This is a genomic window from Fluviirhizobium alvei (assembly GCF_030551875.1).
Taxonomy (GTDB): domain Bacteria; phylum Pseudomonadota; class Alphaproteobacteria; order Rhizobiales; family Rhizobiaceae; genus Rhizobium_E; species Rhizobium_E alvei.
In genome coordinates this window covers 1-23,800 of the sequence record NZ_JAUOZU010000025.1, presented here as the reverse complement: position 1 = coordinate 23,800, position 23,800 = coordinate 1, and the positions used below count along the sequence as shown (strand labels likewise).

Sequence of the window (23,800 nt, the reverse complement as noted above, 5' to 3'; positions counted from 1 at the left end):
ATCGTGTGTGCGGTTGTAGCGAGCGGCGGTGGATGGTCAACGCCAGTTCAGGTCTTCATGCCGCGCCGGGCGCCCAGATCGCCTCGTTGAAGGCATGCAGCACCTCGTCGAGTTCGCCGTCGAACTCCTGCGAGATGCGCTTGAAGCCGCCTTTATCGGTAAAAGCGCCCTGGTCGAGCAGCGTCGGATCGGCCACCGGCTTGTCCCTTAAGGCGCGACCGATGCGGCGTAGCCATTCTTTCTGTTTCTGCGTCCAGGCCCTGGAGGCTTCGATCTTCAAGATCGCGTTGTCGACGCGGGCGGCATAGGGAATGAGTGGATCGCCGAGCGCCGCCTGGCGGACGAAGCCGATGATATGGGCGGCGATATCGGCATTGCGGGCGCGGCCGTAAGCGGCGCGCAGCATGGCTTCGGAATAGTTTTTCTCATCCAGCAGACCGGCAAGCTCGGAGAGTTCCTTGCGGGTGAGGTCGCGCGGGCGCTGGGTGACGGCGATCAGTGCCGGGACCTGGTTCATGTTTTCGCGGACGAAGCGTTCGAAGCCGGTGATGTAATCCTCCGGCGTGGTGTTCTTGCCAAAAATCTCCTCGATGCGCAGCAGCTCGTCCTCATGGGTGGAGATGACGACGCCATCGTTTTTATCCGTGAAGAGCGGGCGGCGTTCGAGCAGCTCCACGGCGCGGGGATGGGCGGCCAGCCACTCCTGCAACTCGGCGCCGGAGCGGGTGGAGAGCCGCTGCAGGGCGATGTCGGGGCTCTCGCCCGTGTGGCGCTCGAAACTCTCTCGGGTTTCAGCACCCATGCGCTTGACGAGGCTGCGCATGCGCACGATCACCTGGGCCGCGACCCAGCTCTTGTCCTCTTCCGTCTCCGCATTCTGCAGATCCGTGACGAGCTGGCCGAGCGCGATATCCGGCTTGACGACAACCGGGCGCATGTCGCTCATCTCCTGCAGCTCTGCGTACAGATCGACGGCATCGAAGATGCGGAAATGCTCCTTGCCGATCTCTGGACACAGCCGCGTGGCGCGGCCGATCATCTGGTCATAGAGGATGCGGCTCTTGACCCTGCGGACAAAAACGAGATTGCAGATGGAGGGCACATCGACGCCGGTGGTTAGCAGATCGACGGTGACGACATATTTCGGATAAGGGTCGTTCTTGAACTTCAGGATCAGGTCGTCCGGGTTATCGACACTCCTGTCACCGGTGATCTTCATGACCATGCCATGCGGCACGGAGTCTGCGCCGTATTCCTCCTGTAGCTCCTCGACCAGCAAGCGCACGATGTCATCGGCATGGGCATCGCGGGCGGCGAAGATCAGCGTCTTGCCCGGTCTCGACGGCGGGATCTCGGTGGCGACTGCGCGGCACACAATGCGGTTGAAGGTTTCCGAATAGACCTTCTTGTTGAAGTCTCCGACATCGTAGTCGCGCGGCACATCATCCGGCAGATCGAATAAATCGATCTGACCGGTCCTACGGTCGATGATCTCAACTGTCTCTCCGCCTTTGAAATGAATGCCGGCTTCCGACAGAGCCGTGGTGATGCGCTTCGGCGGCAGATGATCGTTGAGATAACCTTCCACGACAGCCTGACGATAGCCATAATGGAAGACCGGATGGCCAAAGATCTCGCGGGTGTGCAGGGCAGGGGTCGCCGTCAGCGCCACCTTGACGGCGTCGAAGTAATCCAGGATCTGGCGGTAGGCCGACTGATAGTCATCGATGTTGCGGAAGCCGATATCGTTTTCGCGCAGTTCGGCATCCAGCGTGTAGCCGCGATGGGCTTCGTCGACGATGATGCAGTCGAAGGCGCCGGGTGTGGGGCGCTTGGCCGGATCCGGCTCGTTGAGGATGCGGGCGATCAGTGACTGGACGGTCGCGACCTGCACCTGATCTTCGTCCTCCGGCAGCTTCTGCTCCAGCCCGGCGACCTTGTAGATCTGGGCAAAGTTCAGCATGCCCTCGATCTCGGTGGTCTCCAGTGCATCGCTGGTCTGCCGGCCGAGCGCCTTGCGGTCTACGAGGAAGAGGATGCGGCGAAAGCGCTTGTGTTTGAGCAGGCGATACATCAGCGCGATTGCCGTGCGCGTCTTTCCCGTGCCGGTCGCCATGGACACCAGGATGTCGCGCTGGCCGGCGACCACGGCATTTTCGATCGCCGCAATCGCCTCTTCCTGATAGGGGCGCATCCGGCCCTTGCCGAAGCTCTCTTCGGCCAAACCTTGCGCTGCCGCATCGACATTAGTCGAGAGCTTGTCGAGAAGATCCTTCGGCGAAAACCAGCTCGTCATCGCAATGGCGTGGTTGGTGTCGCGCCTGATATCGCGGTACCAGATGCCGGACTTGGTTAGCCATTGCCGCACATAGGGCCGGCCATTGGTGCCGAAGACGAATGGGGCGCGGAAGGGCTCATCGAGACCGTGCTTCCAAGGGCCGCCTGGGTGTTGGCTGTCCACAGGCAGCGTGATCGTACGCGCATAGCGCTCGGCTTGCTGCAGGGTGGACGGCACATCGACGCTTCCGCGCTTCGCCTCTACGACAGCTACGCAGGTGAGACCGACGAAGAGGGCGTAATCCGCCCGGCCGCCCTCGGCGGGCCATTCTGCGATGGCGAGGCTGCGGCCTTCCTCCGGTCGTGCGCCCTTCTGATAGGTCAGGTTGTCGCTGTCTGCCTCCCATCCGGCGTCAATAAGCTGGACATCGATGAGCCGGCGCGTTTGGCGCTCGTCGAGTTCCATACGACTCGCAGCCTGCAGGCCGGCCAATTTGAATTCGATTTGTACCTGTTCCGGCTGCGAAACGGCAGCTTTCTGCAGGTCAGCCAGTTTGCGGGCAAGGGCTGCCTGATTGGCCTCCATCTCAACGGCCGTCTGTTCCCAAACGGCGCTATCGGCCGAGGCCTGTCGGGCAAGCTCTTCGGCAGCGGCGCGGGCTTTCGCCAGGTCTTCGGCCGAAGCATGGGCGGCGGCCAGTTGCTCTTCGGCTTCCCGAACCCGCGATCTCAACGCCTCCAGCTCGGCTTTCGTCGCCTCATCCAAAACAGCGGCCGCCCTAGGCGGCACGAATGGACCCGGCTTGAAGTTTGGGTCGCGTCCATATGTCCTACGATACCAGACGCCCAAAGACCGACAAAATTTCAGCGCAGCGAGCGCCTCGGCCGACGAGCCCGTAAACTCATGGGCCGCATCGTTGCCGCTCTTACGCACGGCATGAAAGATCTCGGCAACCTCGCGCGGCAAGATTTGCTGTGTCGCGAGGCGTCGCACGAGGATATTGGTTCCCTCCCGCGAAGCCGGATCATAGACGCCGGAAAGGGCCGCGATCTCCTTGACCATGTACTCGCCGAACTGGCGGCTTTTCATCAGCGAGGTGTTGGCGTCCTCGGAAAAGAAACGTTCGGCCAGCGTGCCGAGACGATGCAGCTCGGGACTAATCTGCTGCAGATGACCAAAATTTGCCGACAATGCCCCACCCGAATGCAATCTCTACCCGTATAGGAATGTGGCACACGCTTTTGCTGTAAGTAAATGGATATTTTGCGTGCGTTACTTGATGGAAATGCATAGGCCTTTCGCCAGATGCCCATTCACTCCGTTGCGAGGATACGTTTCATCGAATGGACGGGTCTGAGCCTCCGGGTCCATGGACAGTTTTGTGAACCAGGCGTCGGGGCGTGCATGCAAGGCGAGGATCTTCCGCCAAGCTGTCGGCCGCGCAAAACGGCTATGAAGTGCGAAATGGCATCGCCTGCAGCACGGAAGGCATTCGAGGGGGCGTCTGTAGTCTTCGAGATGCGCAACGATGTAGCGCCTTCGTTGATTTGCTTCGACTGGAACCAAGAGACCACAAATAGAGCATTCGGTGGGAAACACGAATTCTCCGAGCGCTGCAGCCCGCCTTTGAGCAGCGCCGCCTGCGACACGCTCCTTGTGTGTGAAGCCGTTATAGGTTTTCATTTTTTGCACCCGGATTCAAAATTTTATGATCCAGAAACGTCGGCATTTTCCAAGATGCGATAGACGGAGGATCTGCCGATGCCCAAGCGACGAGAAATCTCTGCCGGTCCTATTCCGTCTTGAGACAGGGCCAAGACTTCAGAAGTCTTGTTCCGGGCAGTTGGCGCCCGACCTTTGTATTTTCCCTCGGCCTTTGCTTTAGCGATTCCTTCTCTTTGCCTCTCAAGCATGAGTTCGCGTTCGAACTGAGCAATGCTCCCCAGCAGGTTCAACATGAGTTTTCCGGTCGGGGTGGTGGTATCGAGATTAAGATTCAGGATCTTCAGCGATGCGCCCTTCGCGGCAATTACTTCCACGATGCTGACCAAGTCCGGTACCGACCGAGCGAGCCGATCCAGTTTAGTGACGACGAACACGTCTCCATCTCGCAAGTAGTCGAGCGCCTTTTTGAGTTCGGCTCGTTCCGCAACAGAGGAAACGCGTTCGCTGAACTGCTTCTGGGCTCCCGCTGCAGCCAAGTCTCTTTCCTGAGCCTCCAGCCCGGCAACCTGTTCGACTGTTGAGGTGCGCGCGTACCCGACTATCATTTTTCGCCCCAAATGTTTCATAGCATCCAAGACATATTGGGACGAAGCGTTCCAAAAAGCAAGAATGATTTGTGTGGGACGAATGTTTTGCATTCTCAGTTTTCCCATTGAGGCAAGGTCGAATGGCACTACATCGCACCCGGCAAGCCGATGCAAAACGGCTTCGTCGAAAGCTTCAACGGCAGCTTCCGCGACGAGTGCCTCAACGAGACCTTGTTCTCGTCGCTCACCCAGGCCAGAGCCGTCATCACCACATGGAAGGAGGATTACAACAGGAACAGACCCCACTCGTCGCTGGGCAACATAACCCCCAGCGAGTTTGCAATGAGAATAGCTATGGAAAAACAGGCCGCATGAGGCCAGATTAGAAACCCGAGACTCTCCCGAAAACTGGAGGGAATTTGGGTCTCAGGTCATCAATGATAAAATACCTAAATAAATAAGTGTCGAGTGTATCGGAATTTTGCGAGCTGAGCCCGGTGTTTTTAAACTGCGGTCGGTAGTTCGCGTGAGAACAAACACATGATGACCACTATCGATCTGCAGATCCTCTTGGGTAAGCCAGATGATCTCGCCTATTCTCATACCTGAATACAGCGCTATCATCGGCACCCAAAACCGCCCATTACGCTCCCAATCACACCATTCGGGTAGACCGTTAATCATCCGCTGCAGTTCATCGGGAAGAAATGGTACTCTTCCCCCTTCGCTATTGACGCCTTTTGGTGTTAATCGCGTTGCGGGATTTGTTTCGCAAAGCCCCTTTTGTAGCGCGAAGTTGAAAAATGCGGAGAGGTGGTGAGCGTATACTTCGACAGTGCCTCTCGCCAAAAGTTTCCGTCCGCTCTCTTCGGAAATCAAACTTATATCTCGTAGCGTCTTCCCTTTGAATTCTCTGTATTTCGTATAATTTGATGGTAGGCGCGCAATGATATCTATTGTCTCGGCGCATTGGGCCCGTGTGATTGCTGAAATCGGGATCTCGTCACCGACCACTTCGCGCAATGCAGCCAACGGAATAATGTATTTTTTTCCTGCACTTTCCGTGAGGTGTTTTCTGTGGGGATCGCTCTCAAAACGATTGATAACGTCTCCGAGGGTATTCGCTGTCAGGACCTGAATGTTTGGTCTGGCGGCTCCGTCGTACACTTCTTCAAAGAACTTATCATGGGTCTTAAAACTCCGCAGATGGCGTGCCCGATCTAGCCGTCGATGCTGATGCTCAACTTCTGCGCGGTGGAGGAGGTCGATAAACTCAAGCCAGTTCTTATCGCCCGGCTTTATGGGCAGCTTGTAATTGTCTGCCAATTCTTCCGCCAGCTTGTGAATCATTCCGGCCCAGGCTTCATAATCGCTTCCGAGATAGGTCAGCATTTCGGAAGCATCCATCTGGTCATTTTCGTCGGGCGTTGAACCTCGATGAGCGCGTTCTTGGTCGTACAGATAAAGTCGCGCCGCTGTTTCGAGTTGGCTGATCGCTACTTTGGAAGCCGTCGTCAGCTCACTAGGCAGTCCCAGCTTTGCCTTCTGGAAGGCAGCATCTACCTCGACCGCCTTTGCCCGCGCACGATTTGCTGCAACACGAGTGTTGTTTGACACAGAGATCCGGACAAACCGGGAATAACCGGGATTAATCGGGAAGGCGCGGGAAAGGCCTGAAAATCTCGGCCTTGCGGGGATCTCTGCGCGAGAGGCGCGATCGTTGAATTTGATATCGCAGACGCCGGCAGCGCACCCAGGCACCTGCAATCACGCCCTCGAGCACGACGGGCTCAAAATTGCGGCCTGATCCTCAAAGAGGCTTCAAGGCATCTTTAAGCCATTGAAAACCAAGCGTTCAGAACTTCAGACCCGCGAACCAACCCAGCCTGCTCCACCAAAAAACACGGCAAAAAGCCAAATGGGATTCCCGCACCGTGGCGGAAAACACGAATAATCGTAATTTAAAGAACGAATTCAACAAAATAGAGGTCGCAGCGATAAAAAAGGTTTCCCGCCATTGATAGAGGGCTAGGGTATAGGCTGCCCTCCTCTACCCGAAACGACATTTTGCTAAGTCAAAGTCAGAGCATCAGTCAGTTTGGTGATTGATCGCTGGAATTTGATGGCATGGAAATCGTTGGCGATACCTTTCCGGTTAACATATCACAATTAAGTATGGACGGGTCCATCACCAATTTTACTTTGAACATCTGCGCGGTAGGAGGCTGATTTGCCACTTCAAAAACTGGAGAAATTCTTATGTCGCCAAAAAAATCCAGCCGACTAAGCTTTTCCAAATGCGCTTTCGCTGCTTCACAACTTCCAACTAGAACTCTAAGGTTAATTACGGGACTCTTCGGCGCCCCGCTAACCATGGTTATAGATCCAAGGTCGAAGGTCTTCTCGGCCTCCTCCATCCTCCTAGTTTGCTCATTTCCCAGGTAAAAATTATCAACAAACTCCCTGTTCAATATGATATTTAATGAATTCAACTTAGCTGTCGTCGATCCTCTAAACTCTAACTTCACATTAAACGATATCTTCGCACTCCACACCTTAGCATTTTCACCAAGAGGCGTCATTACCAATTCAGGAACAGCATAGATGTAATCTGTCAGATTTCTTTGGTTTGTTATTATAATCTCCGACACAGACCAAAACTCAGTGAGTTTCTTAAACCTCTCCTCTCGCTCACGCTCGTTTCGTTCTGATTGAGCCACCGCGTCCGTGATCCGTTGGTTTTGTTGACTAAGTTGCCAGACTCCAACGAGACCTACACCAATAGACACGACGGCCATAAGCTGGCCCAAACGCGACATAAACGCGGCCATAGATGCATTCATATGCCCGATCTGCGCTTGAACGTTTGCAACAATTTCGTTTTGAGCTGCTAGCTTCGCCAAAGCCTCAACGACAGCCTTATTCTGCTCACCAGTCGAAGTATCCGAACTCTTCGGAGAAACCGCCATGTCTCGATCCCCAAAACTAGTGTTGCCGCCCCGAGCCCCCAAATCACTGCCTGTACTTGGAGTTTCTCGCGATCAAACCGATATCCATAATCATAGGCGTGAATCAAGGCGGAGATATTAAACATGCGAGCCATGGGTCCCTCAGGCTTGAGAACATGGCCCTTAGCCTGCCTCTTCCGTGAAACTGACTTTGCCGATGTAGTTCTCCTGCCTCAAAATTTATGGGAAAAGGCGCCTGCAAATCTAGGGGCTATTCAGAATGCATTATCTGTCGAAAGAGAACCAGGTCGGTCGCAAGGCAAATCTACACCTTATGCACAACCTATATTGCCTAGAGGACCTAGCTGCACTCCTTGAACTTGCATGTATCTCAGACTCAGTGTCTTCTATAACCGTGTTCGAGGAGTAGAGATGCAGTCCAACTCGTTTCAATACCGTGTGCGGCAGTGGGTTGTCGCGTGTTTCCCGAAGTCGGCGCACCTTGACTTGCGCGAGCGTAATCATCGCTTCCTTGAGGAATCACTCGAACTCGCGCAGGCGAACGCCTGTACTAAGGAAGAAGCTCACCAACTTGTGGAATATGTGTTCGGAAGACCGCCAGGCGATATCCACCAGGAGGTTGGCGGAGTGATGGTGACGTTGGCGGCACTTTGCAACGCCTCAGGGGTTGGTATGGACGAAGCGGGAGAGCACGAGCTCGATAGAAACTGGGCACACATCGATCGCATCCGCGCGAAGCAAGCGGCCAAAGCCCAAGGATCAGCCCTGCCGCAATAACAAAACCCAGTCAAACAGCGCGGCGCAAGCCTCAACACTGAATATTGCGGAAGCGGACGCTCAATCACGAATGCAGATTTCATATGGAACGGCCGGCCTTAAGCACTGTTGCCTGAATCGGGATATAGCTGAGCAGCGGCTTGGAAGAACGTATGCTGACCGCCTAGTGACCGAACTCGCCAACGCGGAGGCATTCGAAAATGTTCACGAGTGGCATGAATTTCTTGGGGGAAACGTGACCATTAACAGCGATGAGAGCTTTGAAGTAGCGATCGGTTCAAGGTACAGGGCGACGTTCGTGAACGTGGACCAAAACGTCGCACTGACCGACGCTGGACGAATTGACTGGGCCAGTGTTGAATTTGTGAAGCTCACAGCCATATCGGAAGTACCATGATTGACGAGAACGCTACGGCCAATTGGTTTTCGAAACCTGGCGACTCGATCCGTGTAATTATGCAGCAACGAAACATTTCCGCGCATGATCTTGCTGAGAGCTTCGAGGATGGCCTTGACGCCGTTCGCGGCCTGATAGACGGGTCGCGGCAAATCGATGGTCCCACGGCGTCGACGCTTTCGGCGATGCTTGGCGCGACAGCAAAATTCTGGCTGAAGCGGCAGGAGAATTTCGATATCGCGGTCGATCGTGCAGTCTCTCAAGTTCAAGAAAGTGGTCAAGAGGAGCTGTTGTTACGCCTGCCTGCCCCTGGCCCGAAGGCGCGAGGAAAGCTGTCTTTGGAACGCCGCGCTGCTGAGCTGCGTAGGAGACTAGTTTTCTTCAACGTCCCGGATGCACAATCTTGGGCTGGCCGCTATGGACGTCTGGTCGGAGAAACGGATTATCGCACCTCGAAGACCTACGCATCAAAAGAAGATGCGACCCTTCTCTGGCTTCGGCGTGGTGAACTCGAAGCCGATATGGTCCAGACGCGAGTATGGAGCGCCGAAAATTTGTTGGATCGACTCCGAGAAATCCGCAAGCTTTCCATGATTCGCCATCCGCAGTTGTTCCTGCCGAAGCTAAAAACACTATGCGCAGAAGCTGGAGTTGCTCTAGTTGTCGTGAAGGCTCCGGATGGCTGTCGTGCAAGCGGAGCGATACGCATGGTTGATCCCGACAAGGCAATGCTTTTGCTGAGCTTTCGCTACAAGCGCGATGACCAGTTCTGGTTTACTGTTTTCCACGAAATCGGACATCTGGTGCTTCATAAAGCGAACACCTTCGTCGATGGCGATGCATTGCCTGGTGACGCCGATCGGGAAAGCGAAGCGAATGAGTTTGCGGCGGAATGCGTAATTCCTCCGCTTCGCGAGTCAGAATTCCAACGCATCAAACCCGAACGTGACGATATCGTACGGTTCAGTGTCTCGATCGGAGTGGCTCCAGGCCTGACTGTCGGCCAAATGCAGCATCGCGGAATGGTAGAACCCAACAAGCTGAACTATCTAAAGCGTACATGGGACTGGAGCCAGATCAATCCGGCTACAGTCTAAGGGCTACTATCCTTTGAAATGGACGAAAGCGGTTGGGCTCTTTTGCCAATTGCATAAGGCATCCTCCATTACGGCCATCCCTACGTGAAGACTGGCATCGAGCTCGTCCACCCAGATCTGGAGCTGCGTTTCCGTTGCAGAACTTGTGCGTGCCCCGGTGAACAGAAGCCGGGCTCCGGATGCAGGGCCCGTTGCACCCTTGAAATAGGCCGATCCCGGCTCGACTGGAGCAATTCCATACCGCCCGATCAGTGTCAGGTAGTCGAACTTCGCAAGGCGCCCAAAGGTTGTCACATTCATGCTCCTATAGAGAGCATCAAATATAGTCGCGGGATTGTTGCCCGCCTGCTGTGTTTTCGCCGCGAAAAATGCTTGGTGTCCGGCAGGTCCTATCCAGCCTAGGTAGCTGAGCAGAACGTCGCTGAAGCTCCTATTGGAATTCGGACGCAGGCTTTCGTACTTCCGATGATTTCCGAACTTCCCGCCGATGCTCATCCAATTCGCAGCGAGCCAAGAAATCATTGCCAGAGGATTATTTGATACAGTCTGCCAGTCCCAAACGCCCGTCCCAAGGCGGCCGTATACCTGTTGCAGTCGGAGCCATCCGGACGACGCTGGCCGGGCGAAATGCGTCATAAGAAATAGAAGCCATGCGGCCTCTTCGACGTTGCCGTTCTGCATATGATATGCAACTGCCCGCTCCGCGTCGAAAGTCCCTGAATTCGGATCTGCTTTTCTTGCCGAAACGGCCTTTTCTTGGACGTACCTGTAATAATCTTCGCGTCGCAGGCTTGCGACGAATTGCATTGCGAGCGTGTCTCTCCCAAGGTTCTCCGCCACACCGGGAAGGTGCCGGATGTTGACCGAATGGATATGAAGAGCTTTGGAAATTCGCTCACGTTGTTGCTGCCTAGTCGGCCACATGTCAAACTGCTCCAATTATTTTGGCGTCTCGCAGGATTCGGGTCTTCAATCGTCTATCCAGATAGGCTCGATAAACATCGTCCTGGAATTCGGCTTTTAGCTCGGTGAGATCTTCAAAACCCGGCGCATTCCGCCTTTTAGTAGCCCAGAATACCTGAAGAAGACGAATTATGTCAGCCCAATAGTGTTCGCTCGAGAAGTCGGCCGCGCTGATTTTCTTTCCCGCTCTGATCTCCCCCTCAGCCCGCAACAAGATGTCGGTAATGGAGAATGCGTCGCCCGGGGGCATTTCGGGCATCTGTACTGTCTTCTGATGTCCTTCGCGCACATACTGCTTCATCGCTTCGATCGAGCCGTCATATACATGCATGCTAGAGGCAAAGTGAATGTATTCACCCAGATCGAGGCCAAGGCGAGTTGCCATCATCTCCTGGAGCATGGTGAAGCAGAACACGTCATGCGGAAGGCCTTTGTACGCGTCGTTCGACCGCATCGTCGTGGACATGTGAAGACGGCCGTCCCGCGCAATGAATTGCAATGCAGTTGTACACGGAATCTCCTTGTGATGAACTGCTATGTCCGCAGCGTCATAGAGCTGTATTACTGCACGCTTGGATGTAGAATTGGCTTTTAGAAGCGTGGTGACGTTCTCAAGCTGGTTGATGCTCCCGCGCATCGAATGGATCCGTGGACCATAGGCTCCAGCCAATATACCTTCTTCAGCATCCTCTGCGTAGTCAGGGATGTATTCCTTGATGAACTCAAGCGTATTGAGACCTCCAAGATACCACAGTAGTTCCCCTAGGGCGCTAAACGGTTTGCCACGATCTTGTGATCGACTGATCCGAGCCCTAGGTTTCGTCATACGGAACGTTACCCCTAGCTCTTCCCGCATTTCACCGCGGCTGCCAACGTTAGCCACCCCGCCCGCGAGAAGGAGCGGATAGAGTTCGATCAATATTTCATCGATGCCTTCACCGCAAAGATACATGCCACCTCCCGAATCCGTCCCTTCGACACATCTTATGATGGAATTCCGGCAAGTGAAGCACTACCTGACTAAACGTATTGTTTTCTTGCGCCATAGGGCTTGTATACGGTGGATTAGAAAGTAGCAGTATATCAGCATCTCAGGCCGCAAAAAATTCCAATCGCATGGCCGACCCGGGGCGTGAAGCGAACCTTTTTATTGTCTGCCCCATAACTCCGTTTGGCCAACTATCGATGATTTCTTGCTTCCGAACCTAACGCTTTAACGCGAACAAGCTCAACCTCAACCCGCCAATCGATAACCACCACCACCGCCCAAACGCACTAACCAGTTCTGTCTACGCTCAGAAACAAACCCCTAATATTAGTTGCTCCTCATTGCATTTTCGACCTTAACGATAAAATTACAATCTTAATCAGCGCGATTGATTGTGCTTCAACCAATTGCATTAATGGCAGAAGTCAGCCGGCAGTACGATCATGAGCCCACGGCTTTGGTCGACCCTGGCTCGGCTTTGGAGATCCGTTCCTTGAAACGGTCCCGCAAGATCGGAATGACTGCTGTTACGACGGCCTTGTCCCGAATATCCCCGACCATCCCGAGCAACTCGTTATAGAGCTCGCCCGCATCAGCCGTGATCGCGCGCGGCGGCGGCGTTCGCTTGCACTCGACATAGACGGCCTGAACTGCGTCGTGCAGCTTTTGGAGTAGAACGATATCGAAATTGGCAGCCGGCGGCGGGGCTTTGGACGGATCATCGAACATGTCTCCCGCTCCAGTCATCAACCACGTCAGATTGACGCCATGAACAGTTGCAAGCCACTGCTGCAGCCTTGTGGGCAATTCCGATACGCCTTGCTCGTATTTTTCAAGCGTTCTCTTTGGGATTCCGAATGCCTCAGCGAAGGCCTCGCGAGACGGAAAGCCGCGCGTCTTCCTTACCAAGGTCAGCCGATCTCCGATCAATTTCAGATTGTTCTTATCGTCGCCCATTCAAAATAACCCAAAAACAGGGTTGTTAAATACCCATTTTTGGAGTAGTCCTTTCTGTGTTCGCAGATTTCAACAGCCCAAAAAAGGAGGCCGGCCAGGGCCTCCCAATCTGGATTAAGGATTACTTATGCCCTCCGTTGCACACGACGACAAGGCCGAACGGCGCCGCCTCGAAGAGGTTGCCCGCATCAAGTCCAAGCTCATTGTAGCCAAGCTAACCCTCTCCGACATCGACAAGGCCTATAACCTCCCTTCCGGTACCGCAGGAAATGCGGTCCACGAGCCTCACCTTGCCGGCGAGCGGGCGATCGCCGCCGCGCTCAAGACCCGGCCGGAACTGCTTTGGCGGTCGCGGTATCATGCCGATGGTCGTCGCCTGGCGCCCCAGCCCACCGCGAACTATCGGCACAGCCGCCGCCCGCCTTCGCTGGAGGCTGCTTGATATGTGGCGAGACCTTTGCGCCGTTCTAGCCTTTGGCATCCGGTACCGGGCTTCCCCGACCGGCAGGGCCATCATTCAGCCCCGGCTGTCCGTCGTCGATGGCCTCGCCACCCGGCAAACATCGCGCATTCGCTCAGCGGCGCCAATGTCGAAACGACATGGCGAAATCGACAACCATTTCAGCCCGTCGAGCCAGAACCAGGGCTGCCTGTTCTCGCTCATCTTCGGCGTGGTCCTGGTGGATCTTGCTCTCGGGCTCTGGGCGCTTTCGGAAATCGCGGTGCTGAAATGATCAACGTCCATTCCTCAGACGAACGCTATAGCCTGCATATCACCTGCAGCTACATCGCCGTTCGAGAGTCCTTTCCGCATCTGACCGTTCGGCAGATCATCGAGCCGCCCCATGAATATTTCGACGCAGCGCTCGCCCGCCAGATCGTCATCCACCTGATGAACCAGTTCTTCGCATGGCCCAGGCGGCGGATCGCCGAACATAGCGGTCGTTCTCGGGAGTCGATCCACCGCGCGATCCGCACGATCGATGACCGCCTGACCGCCGCGTCACCGGTGAAGTCGTGCTGGAGGCAGCATTGATCGGCGAAGTGAACTGGCTGGCGATCGCCAAGGCCCACACGACCGGGATGATGTTCTTCGAACATGGCACCGTTGCCGGCAACATCGTCCGGATCAACTGCCCCAAAACCCAGATCGGTCGCACCAAGATTGGCCAGTCCCAGAAGATCCTCACCGACACATTGCCGCTGATCCTGCAGCCCGGCGCCGCCGGCAACAACGAACTGACCATCGTCTGCAAGTGATGGGTGCCGGCTCAAACCGGCTTCATTCCCCCTTTAAACGTCTTTTGAGGTCCTGAAATGTTTGTGTTGAAAAAAGAGATCAAGGCCTGGTGGCCGGTCAAGGTGAGCGAGCCGGACGAAACCATCCCGGGTCACTTTGCCGATTATGAGTTCGAAGTGCTGTTCCGGCTGCTCGATCGTGACGAGGCCCGCGCTCAGAATGATGCCCGCGCCCGGCTCATCGAGGGCGATGCGTCCGTAACCTCGCTCAGTTCCGCCAACGAGCGCATGCGGGCAATCGAGCAGTTCGATGATGACAGTTTCGTTGGCGTGATCTCGGACTGGCGCGGCATCCAGGATGAACGCAAGGCAGAAGTGCCGTTTTCCGAGGCCATCCTGCGCCAGGCGCTAAAGCGCCCGCACATTCGCAAGGCAATTTTCGATGCCTATCAGGCGATGGCCTCCGGCGAGGGCCTGAGAAAAAACTAACCGAGGCGGCCGCTGCCTGGGCTCATGCCAAGTGCGGCCGCGCCGATCGAGCCAAGGCTGTCAAGCTCAACGATCAGATGAGGTCAGATTTAGCCGCCTGGGGCCTGCAGATCCCGCGCAAACCCCAAACCCGCGACGAGGAGACCGACCGGATGCCGATCCATCCTGCCAATTGGCCATCGCTCATCGCCTTCCTTGGCTGCGAAACGCAATGGCGCGTCAGCGGCACAATGGCCGGTCTCTTCTGGCTGGGGCTCGATTATTCCGCTGTCGACGTCATCGCCCGCCTCGAGTCCTGGTCGAAAGACATCTGGGAAAATGTTCGGGTCATGGAAGCCGCTGCCCTGCCCGTTTTGAATGAGGTCGAACAATGACCCAGGCTATGAAACTGTCGATCCTGATCGGCGCGGATGCCAGCGGCGCCAAGGCTGGCGGCGCCGAGGCCGAACGCGCGATCGACAAGGTCGGCCAGACCGCCCAGAAGACGGCACGATCCATCCAGGCGATGATCGAGGCGGAAACCGGTGTCCGGAACATTGGCGCCAACAGCAATCTGCGCGCCGACGATCTCGCCGCCTACGGCGCTCAGATGGACGCGCTGCGCGCCAGGTACAATCCGCTCTTCGCTGCCGTGCAGCGCTATCGCACAGAGGTCGCGGCGATCCGTGATGCCCACAAGATCGGAGCGATCTCGGCCTCGGAAATGACAGCTGCGATGGAGCGCGAACGGGCTGCAGCCAATGCGTCGATCGCCGCGATCCGTGGTCGCAATGCTGCGGTTGCCGCCATGCCTGGCCAAGCCGTCAGCGGCGCACAAGGGTTTCAGACGGCCAATATTGCCGCCCAGTTTCAGGATATCGGCGTCTCAGCCGCCATGGGGATGTCGCCGCTCCAGATTGCGCTTCAGCAGGGTACCCAGTTGTCGGCGGTCTTCGCGTCGATGGACTCGCCAATCAAGGGCATCGGCGCGGCGCTAACCTCGCTGATCTCGCCTATGAGCCTGCTGACGATCGGCTCGATCGCACTCGGTACGGCGGCAGCGCAGTGGTTCGCATCCGGCGAGGAAGGCGTCGACAATTTTGAAGCGGCGCTCGACAAGCATCGGGCAACGCTCGATGCGCTGAAGGCGACCTATGGCGAGTTGGCCAGGAGCGCTAATTTCGGGCCGAGCGACAGTTTTTCCGACGCCTCGCTGCGCAACAGCCTCACGAGCCTGAGTTCCGCAATGCGCGAGCAATATGCGGCAATGTTTGCGGCTGTTGCCGAAGGGGCCACAGACGCAACGAACGGCACGACCGGCGATCTCGGTGCGCTGGCCAGGGCGGCAGAAACAAACAAGGTCTTTGCCGACTCGATCCGGTACCTGCTCGATACAGCCGCCGCAGGCGCAGCCGACCTCGACGGTTTCAATGCGAAGATCGATGAGGCGGTTACAACGTCGCTCAAGATGGCCGGCGCCAGCGGCGATGTCCATGCGTTCGCAGAGCAATTGCGGGCGATGGCAGAAGACGCTCTGCAGGTTGGTTCCGGGTTCGAGGCCTTCTCCGGCCCGATCAACAAATTGCGGGCTCAGATCGCAACGGGGATCAAACCGGATCTCGCCGCCTTCCAGGCCGAGGTGGAAAAACTTGGCCAGCAATCCGGCTTCCAGCGCCAGGCCGACCAGGTCATCCTGTTGGGCGATAAGCTCGTTGATCTGGCCAACAAGTACCGCGAGCTCGAAACCATTCAAAACCGCGTCGCCGGTGGTGATCACGCCGCGCAGCTCAAGGCCATGTCCGATGGCATCGGCAACATGGTCACGGCCAACGACAAGGCCAATCTCGACAAGATCTATAATGACCTCCTCGGCTCGACGCTCGGTCGCACCGAGGCCGGCGTCCGCGAAATCGAACGGGTCTACCGGGACGCCCGCCTCCGGATCGAAAACGAAAGCCCGACCGTCATCAACTCGGACGGTCAACTGACCGTGCCCGCCGTGCCGGCAAGCCGCCCGAACAGCCTCGACTATGACCCAAACGAAGAGCTCAACAAGAAGCTCGAGCAGGAGCGCAAGCGGGCGGCCGATGAGCTCGAGCGCGAGATCAAGAAGCAACAGGACTATCTCAAGACCCAAAGCGACAGTATCGGCCGCCTCGAGCTCGAAATCTCGCTGGTCGGCAAATCGGCCGACGAGCGGGCGCGCGCCATTGCCGCCTATGAGGCCGAAATCAAGATCCGCGAACTTGGCCTCGCGACCATGTCGAAAGAGGCCGAGCAGCTTCGCACCAATGCGGCCCAGATGGCCAACCTCAAGCTCGAACTGGAGCGCCAGCAAGGCGCCTGGTCGACGGTGCAGAATGCAGGCTCCAGCGCGATCGACTCGCTGGTGGTCGGGACCGGATCGCTGAAAGACAGCCTCAAATCCGTGACCTCGACGCTGCTGACGACATTCCAGCAGCTGGCCTTTGCCAATCCACTTAAAAACAACCTGCTCGGCACCAATCTGCCGACGCTTGGCGACCTATTCGCCGGCAAGAGTGCAAGCCCGCTCTCGACCACCTCGACGGCCGCCATGACCGTGACCGCCGGCACGGTGATGATCAATGGTTCGCCGCTCGGCCTGCCGGGACTTGGCACAACCTCGCTCTTTGGCAATGCCGCCAACACCAACATTGCCGCTGCGACGACCGGCAACATGGCAATGTACCAGCAGGCGATCGCAGCGATCGAGAGCGGCGGCAACTATGGCGCCCTCGGTCCCTGGACCAATGGCGACCGCGCCTATGGCAAATATCAGGTCATGGGCAACAATATCGGCCCATGGACCGAGCAGGCGCTCGGCCAGCGCATGACGCCCGACCAGTTTCTGGCAAATCCGGCGGCACAGGATGCTGTCTTTAACCAGCAGTTTTCGGCATCGATGGCGAAATACGGCACCCCGCAGGACGCGGCCTCGGTCTGGTTTACCGGCCGACCGCAGGCACAGGGTGCCAACTCGGCTGACGTGCTGGGGACGACCGGCCGGCAATATGTCGACAAGTTCAACGGCCAGCTGGCCAAGCTTTCGACCACCAGCACCAATGCCGCCGCCAATGTCGACAAAATGGCATCCTCCTCGGTCGATGCGTCCAAGGCTCTTACGGACGGCTCCGGATCGTTGCTGTCATCGATCAACAAGACGAGCCAGGCGCTGCCGGCTCAGACACCCGCGCCGGCAACGACAATCAACTCGACCGGTGGCCTGTTCTCCGGGCTGATCTCCGGCATCGGCGGCGCTGTTTCCGGGATCGGTTCGGCGATCTCGTCGATCTTCAGCAGCATCTTTTCGAACCTCTTTGCGGATGGTGCTGCCTTCTCTTCGGGCTCCGTCGTTGCTTTCGCCAATGGCGGTGTCGTCGATCGGCCGACATTCTTTCCGATGTCACGCGGTCGCACAGGCCTGATGGGCGAGGCCGGCGAAGAGGCAATCATGCCGCTGGCGCGCGGCGCCGATGGACGCCTCGGCGTCCGTAACGTGGTACCGCGCGCGGTGCGTCAATCCGGCGGCGAGATGCGCATGGCGCTATCGACGTCGCACACGCTCCACATCTACGGCACCACCAACGAGGAGATCCTGCGCCAGGCCAATGAGGGCACGCGCGCCGCTCTTGAGGAGCGCGATCGCGCCTGGGTGGCATCGTTCCCCGAAATGATTGAGGCCTGGCGCCGCGATCCGAATGCGAGATGGAGCGGCTGATATGGCGACCTTGAGCTTGCAGGATCTGGCCAACCAGCTGGACTACTACCAGGTTAAAATGTGGATCCAGTATTATCAGGAGGATTCCGGAAAGACCGGTGCCGGCGACGATCTCGCGGCCGATCTTGCCGATCCGGTCTGGCGGGCCGAAATCACGATCGACCCCAAGCTGACCCACGCCCAGGCCGCCGCCGCCCAGGCCCGCATCGAGATGCTCGACGGCGTGATCGGTCGGTTTTATATGTACGACCCGCGTCTGCAATATCCGATCGCCGATCCGGGCGGTACCATCATCAAGGCGCATACGGGCACCTGCAGGATCGCCGAGATTGCCGCCGATAACAAGCGCGTCCGGTTCAAGGGGCTTCCCGGCGGCTACCAGCTCACAGCCGGCGACCGCTGGCATGCCGATATCGGCACCGATCCGGTCCACCGCGCCTATCATCGCATCACCTCAGATGCGCAGGCCAATGGTGCCGGCGAGACGTTGGGCTGGGTGAGCGTGCGGCCTCATGTAAGCCCGGGCCTTGCGGTCAACGATATCGTCGAGTTTGCGCGGCCGTCGCCGCTCTGGCGGCTTATCGCCAACGGCTATGAGGCGGGCACCGGTCAGGGCCAGCTGACACCCGGCGGCAGCCTCAAGATGGTGCAGGTGTTCTGATGGTGCTTTCGGTATCGACAAACACTTATGCAGCGCTGCAGGCTGCCCGATCGACCGGCATCATCATCCCGCGCTATTTCATCTGGCTGACCGGCATCAACAAGCTGACCTCGGTCAAAGAGACGATCGGGATCTGGACCGGCCAGACGGCCATGACGGTGCCGGTCATCCGGCCGGACACAGGAGCCGTGGTCAACCGGGTCTATCATGGCATCGGCGACCGGATCAAAATCCCGTCGATCCCGATGGAAATGTCGCTCAAGGTCCGCAAGGTCTCGATACCGGTTTCAAGCCTCAACTCGGCGATGATCAATGCCGCCCGCGCCTACAATATACCAGATGGCGATCTTTTATCTCGGTGGACCTGACTACCGACTTCAAGGCCAGCGCCCTGAAATACCATAAAGCACGATGCCGCGCGCTTTCATTCATCAACATAGTCGGAGCCTGGTCAGACTATACGAGCGTTGGTGTCAAACCGCCTAAGCGCAACAATACCGTAGTACCTGCAGTCAATTTTTTCGGGTTTTCTGGCCGTGGTTGCCATGTCCTGGCATGGGATGTCCCGGCCGATGAAGACTATGATCACGCACTGATCATAACTGATGGCGGCACGGGCCTAGATTACAATACCTCCGTGACCTTGTTCGGCGAATACCCCGCCTATGGCTGTTCCTTCATCAACTATGGGCAAACTGGAGGCTCAGGCCTTTTCGGCTTCACCTATAAATACTGGGTGGTTCTGGTCTCAAAATCAGGTAGGCGGTCGGAAAAGCGACCGAACAATGACGCGGGGGTAACGGTCACCCAAGGTCTCGCCGTCACCGGCTTCATCGCCGAGAATGCAATCGTACTCTCCAAGGTGTTGTCACAGGAATTCGTCCAGCGCTATCAGTCGGCGACCAATACCGCCAAGACGATCGGTACCACCGAGGTCCTCGTCGAGTCTGTGCTGGTCGAACATGGCTCCGATTGCGATGCAGTCGAGATCCATCTGGGTTTCAAAAACACCAGCGGAGCGACGGCGACGTTCACCGTCGAACTGCGCGACGGCTCAGGCAACAGCTATTTCATCTGGCCGACAGTACAAAAGAGCGCGGCCGATTTCTTCGAAGTCTCGCGGACCATCGCCAAGGCCTCGCTATCGGGCGCCTCCACGACATTTCGGCTTTATGTCACCGCTACGGCAGCCGGCCAATCGATCAATCGCAGTTATCTAAGCGGCACCACGCACCGGAGGTGAGCCATGAATTTTCTCGTCTATGACAGCGCGACCGGCGAGATAGTCCGCTGCCTATCCGGCCCGAGCCTGACCTGGGCGGAGGCCCATGTGGAAGATACCGGCCGTGCCATTTTTCAGACTGAGCAGGAGGTCGACCCCGATTGCATGCGCGTCGATGTCTCGTCCAACCCGCCAGTCCTGGTCGCCTATATCCAGCCCATTACCGCCGCCGAGGCGCGCGCCGCCTATGGTGCAGTGATCCAGTCGATGCTGGACGAAAAAGCCCGATCGCGCGGCTATGATTCGATCGCCTCCGCCATCTCCTATCGCGGCGATGGCAACATGCAATTTGCGGCCGAGGCCGAGGCGCTCTTTGCCTGGCGCTCTGCCGTCTGGACCTATTCGGCGGCCGAGCTCGATCGCGTACTCGAAGGCCTAAGGATCCAGCCGGCAATCGAAGCATTTCTGGAGGAGGTGGAAGCCGCGTGCCCGTTCGCGTGGCCTTGATGACGAGTGACGAGCGTTAATTCGCTCGTGGCGGGCCTAGATTGGCGTCCGGCCCCGCCCGACAGAGGACAAGCCTTATTCCGTCGCACCCGGCCGCAAAGCGGCTCGGAGGCTCTGACAGACCGAGGTTAACAAATCATGGCTTCTGAACTTTCCCCTGCTCTTTCTCATCGTGAAATCGATCCCGTGAGCCCGCCGGCACCCTGGCTGGGTGGCAAGCGCGCGCTGGCCGGTCGCATCACCGCCATGATCGAACAGGTGCCGCACGCGATCTATTGCGAGCCATTCGTGGGGATGGGTGGCATATTCTTTCGCCGCCGGGCAGCGCCTCGCACCGAAGTCATCAACGATCGCTCTGGTGATGTCGCAAACCTGTTTCGCATCCTTCAGCGCCATTATCCTCAGTTCATGGATACGCTGAGGTTTCAGATCGCAAGCCGGCGCGAGTTCGAACGGCTCAAGGCTGCAAACCCGGAGACGTTAACCGATCTGGAGCGGGCTGCACGGTTTCTCTATCTCCAGCGTCTGGCATTCGGCGGTAAGGCTGTCGGCCAAAACTTCGGCGTCTCCCTGGAGCGCGGCAGCCGGTTCAATCTCACCCGCCTTGGCTCCTTGCTGGAAGAGGTGCACGAGCGCCTGTCCGGCGTGACGATCGAGTGCCTGGACTGGGCGCCGTTCATCGACCGATATGACCGCGAGCAGACCTTGTTCTACCTCGACCCGCCCTATTGGGGCTGCGAGGACGATTACGGAAAGCAGATCTTCGACCGCGATCAGTTCGCTGCGATCGCCGAGCGCCTCGGGCGGATCAAGGGGCGGTTCATTCTCTCCATCAACGATGTTCCCGAGATCCGGACGATCTTTTCGGCCTTCGACATCCAGGAGGTGCGCCTGCGCTACACGGTCAATAACAACAAGAGCACCGATGCGCGTGAGCTGATCATTTCGGGGTGAGCAATACTCTTGCTCACGTCTTCAATATCAGACCGAAGCTAGCAAAAGCCTTTCACTTTGGCGGCAACACCGGAAGGCCTTTGCTGGCTGAAACCGCAGCCCGGAGCGATGGTATCTCCATCAACAAGGAGATGACCGATGACCAATAACGCCGCAGCTTTCACCCAGATCATCAAGGCTATGCAACAGGACGCAGAGGACGTCACCAACTGGATCGACCTCGCCGCCCAGGATATGGAAGAAGGCCGACGCAATAGCGCCATTGGCGCATTGTGCTCGATTGATGATCGCCTTGAGCGCCTTTCAAGCCTCCTTTCCGCCATCCGCGCGATCCACCGCATGACGCCGTTTTAAACGGCGTTCAAAGTGACCTAAACTGAGGCTCGAATTCGATTCGAGGCGACCCATGCGCAAGGCAGACGATCCCACCCTATACATCTCGACCGCCTTGCAGTTGATACCCCCGGCGACAAAGCGGGCTTATGCGAGCAAGATCATGGCAGACCAACAGGCCGCCAAGGATGAAATTGCCAAAGCCATTTTGGCAGCGTTGGAAAACCAGTTCGAACTGACCTACAAGGCTGACCGGCAGCACTATGGCCCGAGCCCAGCCTTTCAGACTTCGGCGCCCGGTTTTGAACCAAAGATCGATTGAGCGACTTTAGGTCCGGCATGGTTAACCTTCATTTACTTTTCCTCTGGTACAACCCATAAATGTCGGACCAACGAGATCCACACATTTGGTGTGGCGGGAGGGGCAATGCTGGGCAAACTGATCTCAAAAGCAGACGAATTCGTCTTCACGACCCGAAAAGATGATTTCTCGTTCGGCGGCGATGGAAATGATGTGTTCTTTACGTTTTCCGGCGTTGACCTGCTCTATGGTAGTGCTGGCAGAGATGTCTTCCTTGTTTCGTCCAAAGATACGGTCTATCTGAACGGTGGGGCTGGCTACGATGTCGCGTTTCTTGATCGCGATTTAGGCTGGACGGTACATCGCGATGGCAAGCATGTGACTGCCCAGGCTGAAGGCTCCGGCAACGCAGTGGAAATGGATGGCGTTGAAAAAGTGCGCCTCGTCGATTTCGATTTGATGGTTTGATCGCCGCCGTAGCATGTGACGTTTATTCCAAAATCAACCTTCAATGGCTCTTCGATGTGGCTTTACAGTGGCTTTGATAGGGCTGCTGCAGAAATCGAATACTGCAGATTCGCGCGTCAAAGCTGCAAATTTTCACGTTCGGCTACAGCCTACATTTGGAGCATAGTTTGACTGAACTTCCTCAGCCTACCAAACATGCATTCGAAATCTACGAAGTGACCTCAGCGATCATGACCGAGTTTGTTCCCGGTCTTAGCGTCATCAAAGCACTTTCTGACATTGCAATCCAAAAGCGATTGGAGGCGGGTCAGGCATTGCTGATAGGAGAGATTTCTCGAACCGGCTTGACTGCATTGTCGAATGAAAAATGGAGCTATTATGTTCCGGCCGCTTACCGTTTCTTCGAACAAATTCGGATAGGTGAATACGACCACAATCTCAGCGTCCTAGCCAAACTGATTGCGGGTGATCTGGAGGGAGACATTGCTTCGGCTGACGTAGGTAAGATCGGTCGAGCGGCTTCAAAGTTGGAAATGCTGCCGAGAGAACATCTTGTCGCGCTGTCTCGCTGCGAGCGGGCATTCGAAATATATCAAGCGTCGGATGTGTGCGATGGCTATTGGATATGTATCGATGCTCACGATCTGTTAGCAAGCTTCGCGGATGCCGGAAAGGATGTGTCATTGATTAAGTGCTACGAGTGGCTTCACGAGCTCTCTTCCCGTGGATTGCTTACAGCTTCCGGAAGGCCGAGTAAAATCGGCGGCATTTTTTACTATCGCAATTCGGTCTATAATGAGATTTTCAGTGCGATACAAAAGATCGCAATGCCAACGGAATATTGACACCCCTCCGGAAAATCAAAAAGTCCGGATCCTCGTGTCAAAATTCCGGAAAATCGCGGCAAGCTACAACGAGGATCCGAGGTGCCCAGCGGAAGCGTCAGTTGGGTCTTATTTCCGAATATCTGCCTGATGTTTTCGGGGATCCGCCGAACGTAAAAGAACGCACTTTTCTTTCTGATCAGTCCTGGGACTTTCGACATCGATCTTCGCTGAAGATAGGAGATGTTGGAACCAATGTTGGAACCGAAGCTGGCTGCAACTCCCTGAATTATATATTTTTTTAAGGAAATCAAAGCAATAGCAAAGTGATGGTGGGCCCGGAGGCTGTAAAATTCATTTTACTGGCCAATAACTTAGCGCCCCGCACCTTTGCTGGAAAAGCCGA

Annotated in this window: 26 protein-coding genes and 1 pseudogene; 20 read left to right on the top strand and 7 right to left on the bottom strand. The window is 56.6% G+C overall.

The window, feature by feature from the left end; translation table 11 throughout:
* Positions 1-55: 55 nt before the first annotated feature.
* Positions 56-3,469, bottom strand: a complete 3,414-nt coding sequence (gene hsdR, locus Q4481_RS24025; RefSeq protein ID WP_304378964.1) for a type I restriction-modification system endonuclease — start codon at positions 3,467-3,469, stop codon at positions 56-58.
* Positions 3,470-3,984: 515 nt separating this feature from the next.
* A complete protein-coding gene (locus Q4481_RS24020) occupies positions 3,985-4,548 on the bottom strand; it encodes a recombinase family protein (protein ID WP_304378978.1) in 564 nt (187 codons plus the stop codon).
* 114 nt (positions 4,549-4,662) lie between these two features.
* Here Q4481_RS24020 and Q4481_RS24015 point away from each other — a divergent pair.
* A pseudogene (locus tag Q4481_RS24015) lies at positions 4,663-4,905 on the top strand (integrase core domain-containing protein); the annotation flags it as partial.
* Positions 4,906-4,956: 51 nt separating this feature from the next.
* Here the strand turns inward: Q4481_RS24015 and Q4481_RS24010 are convergent.
* Positions 4,957-6,297 carry a site-specific integrase gene (locus Q4481_RS24010; protein ID WP_304378963.1) on the bottom strand — a complete coding sequence of 447 codons (1,341 nt, stop codon included), beginning with the start codon at positions 6,295-6,297 and terminating at the stop codon, positions 4,957-4,959.
* Positions 6,298-6,623: 326 nt separating this feature from the next.
* Positions 6,624-7,499, bottom strand: a complete 876-nt coding sequence (locus Q4481_RS24005) for a hypothetical protein (RefSeq protein WP_304378962.1) — start codon at positions 7,497-7,499, stop codon at positions 6,624-6,626.
* 411 nt (positions 7,500-7,910) lie between these two features.
* Here Q4481_RS24005 and Q4481_RS24000 point away from each other — a divergent pair, with 411 nt between their 5' ends.
* The 3 genes from Q4481_RS24000 to Q4481_RS23990 all read left to right on the top strand — a co-directional run bounded on the left by Q4481_RS24000 (position 7,911) and on the right by Q4481_RS23990 (position 9,770).
* The gene (locus Q4481_RS24000) at positions 7,911-8,276 is read left to right on the top strand and encodes a hypothetical protein (protein WP_304378961.1); all 366 of its coding nucleotides are present in this window, start codon (positions 7,911-7,913) and stop codon (positions 8,274-8,276) included.
* A 166-nt stretch (positions 8,277-8,442) separates the two neighbouring features.
* Positions 8,443-8,673 (top strand): hypothetical protein, encoded by a 231-nt coding sequence (locus Q4481_RS23995; RefSeq protein ID WP_304378960.1) that lies wholly within the window; start codon positions 8,443-8,445, stop codon positions 8,671-8,673.
* Positions 8,670-9,770 (top strand): ImmA/IrrE family metallo-endopeptidase, encoded by a 1,101-nt coding sequence (locus Q4481_RS23990; RefSeq protein ID WP_304378959.1) that lies wholly within the window; start codon positions 8,670-8,672, stop codon positions 9,768-9,770. Before Q4481_RS23995 ends, Q4481_RS23990 begins: the two co-directional genes overlap by 4 nt.
* Before the next feature lie 6 nt (positions 9,771-9,776).
* On the opposite strand, the gene Q4481_RS23985 is transcribed toward Q4481_RS23990, so the two are convergent.
* The 3 genes from Q4481_RS23985 to Q4481_RS23975 form a co-directional block, all read right to left on the bottom strand.
* Complete coding sequence (locus tag Q4481_RS23985) at positions 9,777-10,694, bottom strand: alpha-glutamyl/putrescinyl thymine pyrophosphorylase clade 3 protein (RefSeq protein ID WP_304378958.1); 918 nt, start codon at positions 10,692-10,694, stop codon at positions 9,777-9,779.
* A gap of 1 nt (position 10,695) precedes the next feature.
* The gene (locus Q4481_RS23980; protein ID WP_304378957.1) at positions 10,696-11,685 is read right to left on the bottom strand and encodes a thymidylate synthase; all 990 of its coding nucleotides are present in this window, start codon (positions 11,683-11,685) and stop codon (positions 10,696-10,698) included.
* Between the two features lie 477 nt (positions 11,686-12,162).
* Complete coding sequence (locus Q4481_RS23975) at positions 12,163-12,678, bottom strand: helix-turn-helix domain-containing protein (protein WP_304378956.1); 516 nt, start codon at positions 12,676-12,678, stop codon at positions 12,163-12,165.
* A gap of 127 nt (positions 12,679-12,805) precedes the next feature.
* On the opposite strand from Q4481_RS23975, the gene Q4481_RS23970 reads away from it, so the two are divergent.
* The 16 genes from Q4481_RS23970 (at position 12,806) to Q4481_RS23895 (ending at position 23,415) form a co-directional block, all read left to right on the top strand.
* Positions 12,806-13,120 carry a helix-turn-helix domain-containing protein gene (locus tag Q4481_RS23970; RefSeq protein ID WP_304378955.1) on the top strand — a complete coding sequence of 105 codons (315 nt, stop codon included), beginning with the start codon at positions 12,806-12,808 and terminating at the stop codon, positions 13,118-13,120.
* A gap of 145 nt (positions 13,121-13,265) precedes the next feature.
* Positions 13,266-13,412 (top strand): hypothetical protein, encoded by a 147-nt coding sequence (locus tag Q4481_RS23965; RefSeq protein WP_304378954.1) that lies wholly within the window; start codon positions 13,266-13,268, stop codon positions 13,410-13,412.
* Positions 13,409-13,714 carry a hypothetical protein gene (locus Q4481_RS23960; RefSeq protein WP_304378953.1) on the top strand — a complete coding sequence of 102 codons (306 nt, stop codon included), beginning with the start codon at positions 13,409-13,411 and terminating at the stop codon, positions 13,712-13,714. The genes Q4481_RS23965 and Q4481_RS23960 overlap by 4 nt, the downstream gene beginning before the upstream one ends.
* The gene (locus Q4481_RS23955) at positions 13,711-13,938 is read left to right on the top strand and encodes a hypothetical protein (RefSeq protein ID WP_304378952.1); all 228 of its coding nucleotides are present in this window, start codon (positions 13,711-13,713) and stop codon (positions 13,936-13,938) included. The genes Q4481_RS23960 and Q4481_RS23955 overlap by 4 nt, the downstream gene beginning before the upstream one ends.
* A gap of 57 nt (positions 13,939-13,995) precedes the next feature.
* Positions 13,996-14,406 carry a hypothetical protein gene (locus Q4481_RS23950; RefSeq protein ID WP_304378951.1) on the top strand — a complete coding sequence of 137 codons (411 nt, stop codon included), beginning with the start codon at positions 13,996-13,998 and terminating at the stop codon, positions 14,404-14,406.
* A gap of 77 nt (positions 14,407-14,483) precedes the next feature.
* Positions 14,484-14,780 carry a DUF1799 domain-containing protein gene (locus Q4481_RS23945; protein WP_304378950.1) on the top strand — a complete coding sequence of 99 codons (297 nt, stop codon included), beginning with the start codon at positions 14,484-14,486 and terminating at the stop codon, positions 14,778-14,780.
* Positions 14,777-18,124: a phage tail length tape measure family protein gene (locus Q4481_RS23940; protein WP_304378949.1), complete on the top strand. Its 3,348-nt coding sequence runs from the start codon at positions 14,777-14,779 to the stop codon at positions 18,122-18,124. The genes Q4481_RS23945 and Q4481_RS23940 overlap by 4 nt, the downstream gene beginning before the upstream one ends.
* Position 18,125: 1 nt before the next feature.
* Positions 18,126-18,785 (top strand): hypothetical protein, encoded by a 660-nt coding sequence (locus Q4481_RS23935; RefSeq protein ID WP_304378948.1) that lies wholly within the window; start codon positions 18,126-18,128, stop codon positions 18,783-18,785.
* Positions 18,785-19,153 (top strand): hypothetical protein, encoded by a 369-nt coding sequence (locus Q4481_RS23930; RefSeq protein ID WP_304378947.1) that lies wholly within the window; start codon positions 18,785-18,787, stop codon positions 19,151-19,153. The genes Q4481_RS23935 and Q4481_RS23930 overlap by 1 nt, the downstream gene beginning before the upstream one ends.
* On the top strand, positions 19,144-20,028 hold the full coding sequence (locus tag Q4481_RS23925) for a hypothetical protein (RefSeq protein WP_304378946.1): 885 nt from the start codon (positions 19,144-19,146) through the stop codon (positions 20,026-20,028). The genes Q4481_RS23930 and Q4481_RS23925 overlap by 10 nt, the downstream gene beginning before the upstream one ends.
* Before the next feature lie 144 nt (positions 20,029-20,172).
* Positions 20,173-20,514, top strand: coding sequence for a hypothetical protein (locus Q4481_RS23920; RefSeq protein WP_304378977.1), 342 nt, complete (start codon positions 20,173-20,175; stop codon positions 20,512-20,514).
* A 138-nt stretch (positions 20,515-20,652) separates the two neighbouring features.
* Positions 20,653-21,468, top strand: coding sequence for a DNA adenine methylase (locus tag Q4481_RS23915; protein WP_304378945.1), 816 nt, complete (start codon positions 20,653-20,655; stop codon positions 21,466-21,468).
* A 138-nt stretch (positions 21,469-21,606) separates the two neighbouring features.
* Positions 21,607-21,822: a hypothetical protein gene (locus tag Q4481_RS23910; protein WP_304378944.1), complete on the top strand. Its 216-nt coding sequence runs from the start codon at positions 21,607-21,609 to the stop codon at positions 21,820-21,822.
* Positions 21,823-21,874: 52 nt separating this feature from the next.
* A complete protein-coding gene (locus Q4481_RS23905) occupies positions 21,875-22,123 on the top strand; it encodes a hypothetical protein (RefSeq protein WP_304378943.1) in 249 nt (82 codons plus the stop codon).
* 105 nt (positions 22,124-22,228) lie between these two features.
* Positions 22,229-22,570: a hypothetical protein gene (locus Q4481_RS23900; RefSeq protein ID WP_304378942.1), complete on the top strand. Its 342-nt coding sequence runs from the start codon at positions 22,229-22,231 to the stop codon at positions 22,568-22,570.
* A gap of 167 nt (positions 22,571-22,737) precedes the next feature.
* The gene (locus Q4481_RS23895; RefSeq protein ID WP_304378941.1) at positions 22,738-23,415 is read left to right on the top strand and encodes a hypothetical protein; all 678 of its coding nucleotides are present in this window, start codon (positions 22,738-22,740) and stop codon (positions 23,413-23,415) included.
* The last annotated feature ends 385 nt before the right edge of the window (positions 23,416-23,800 follow it).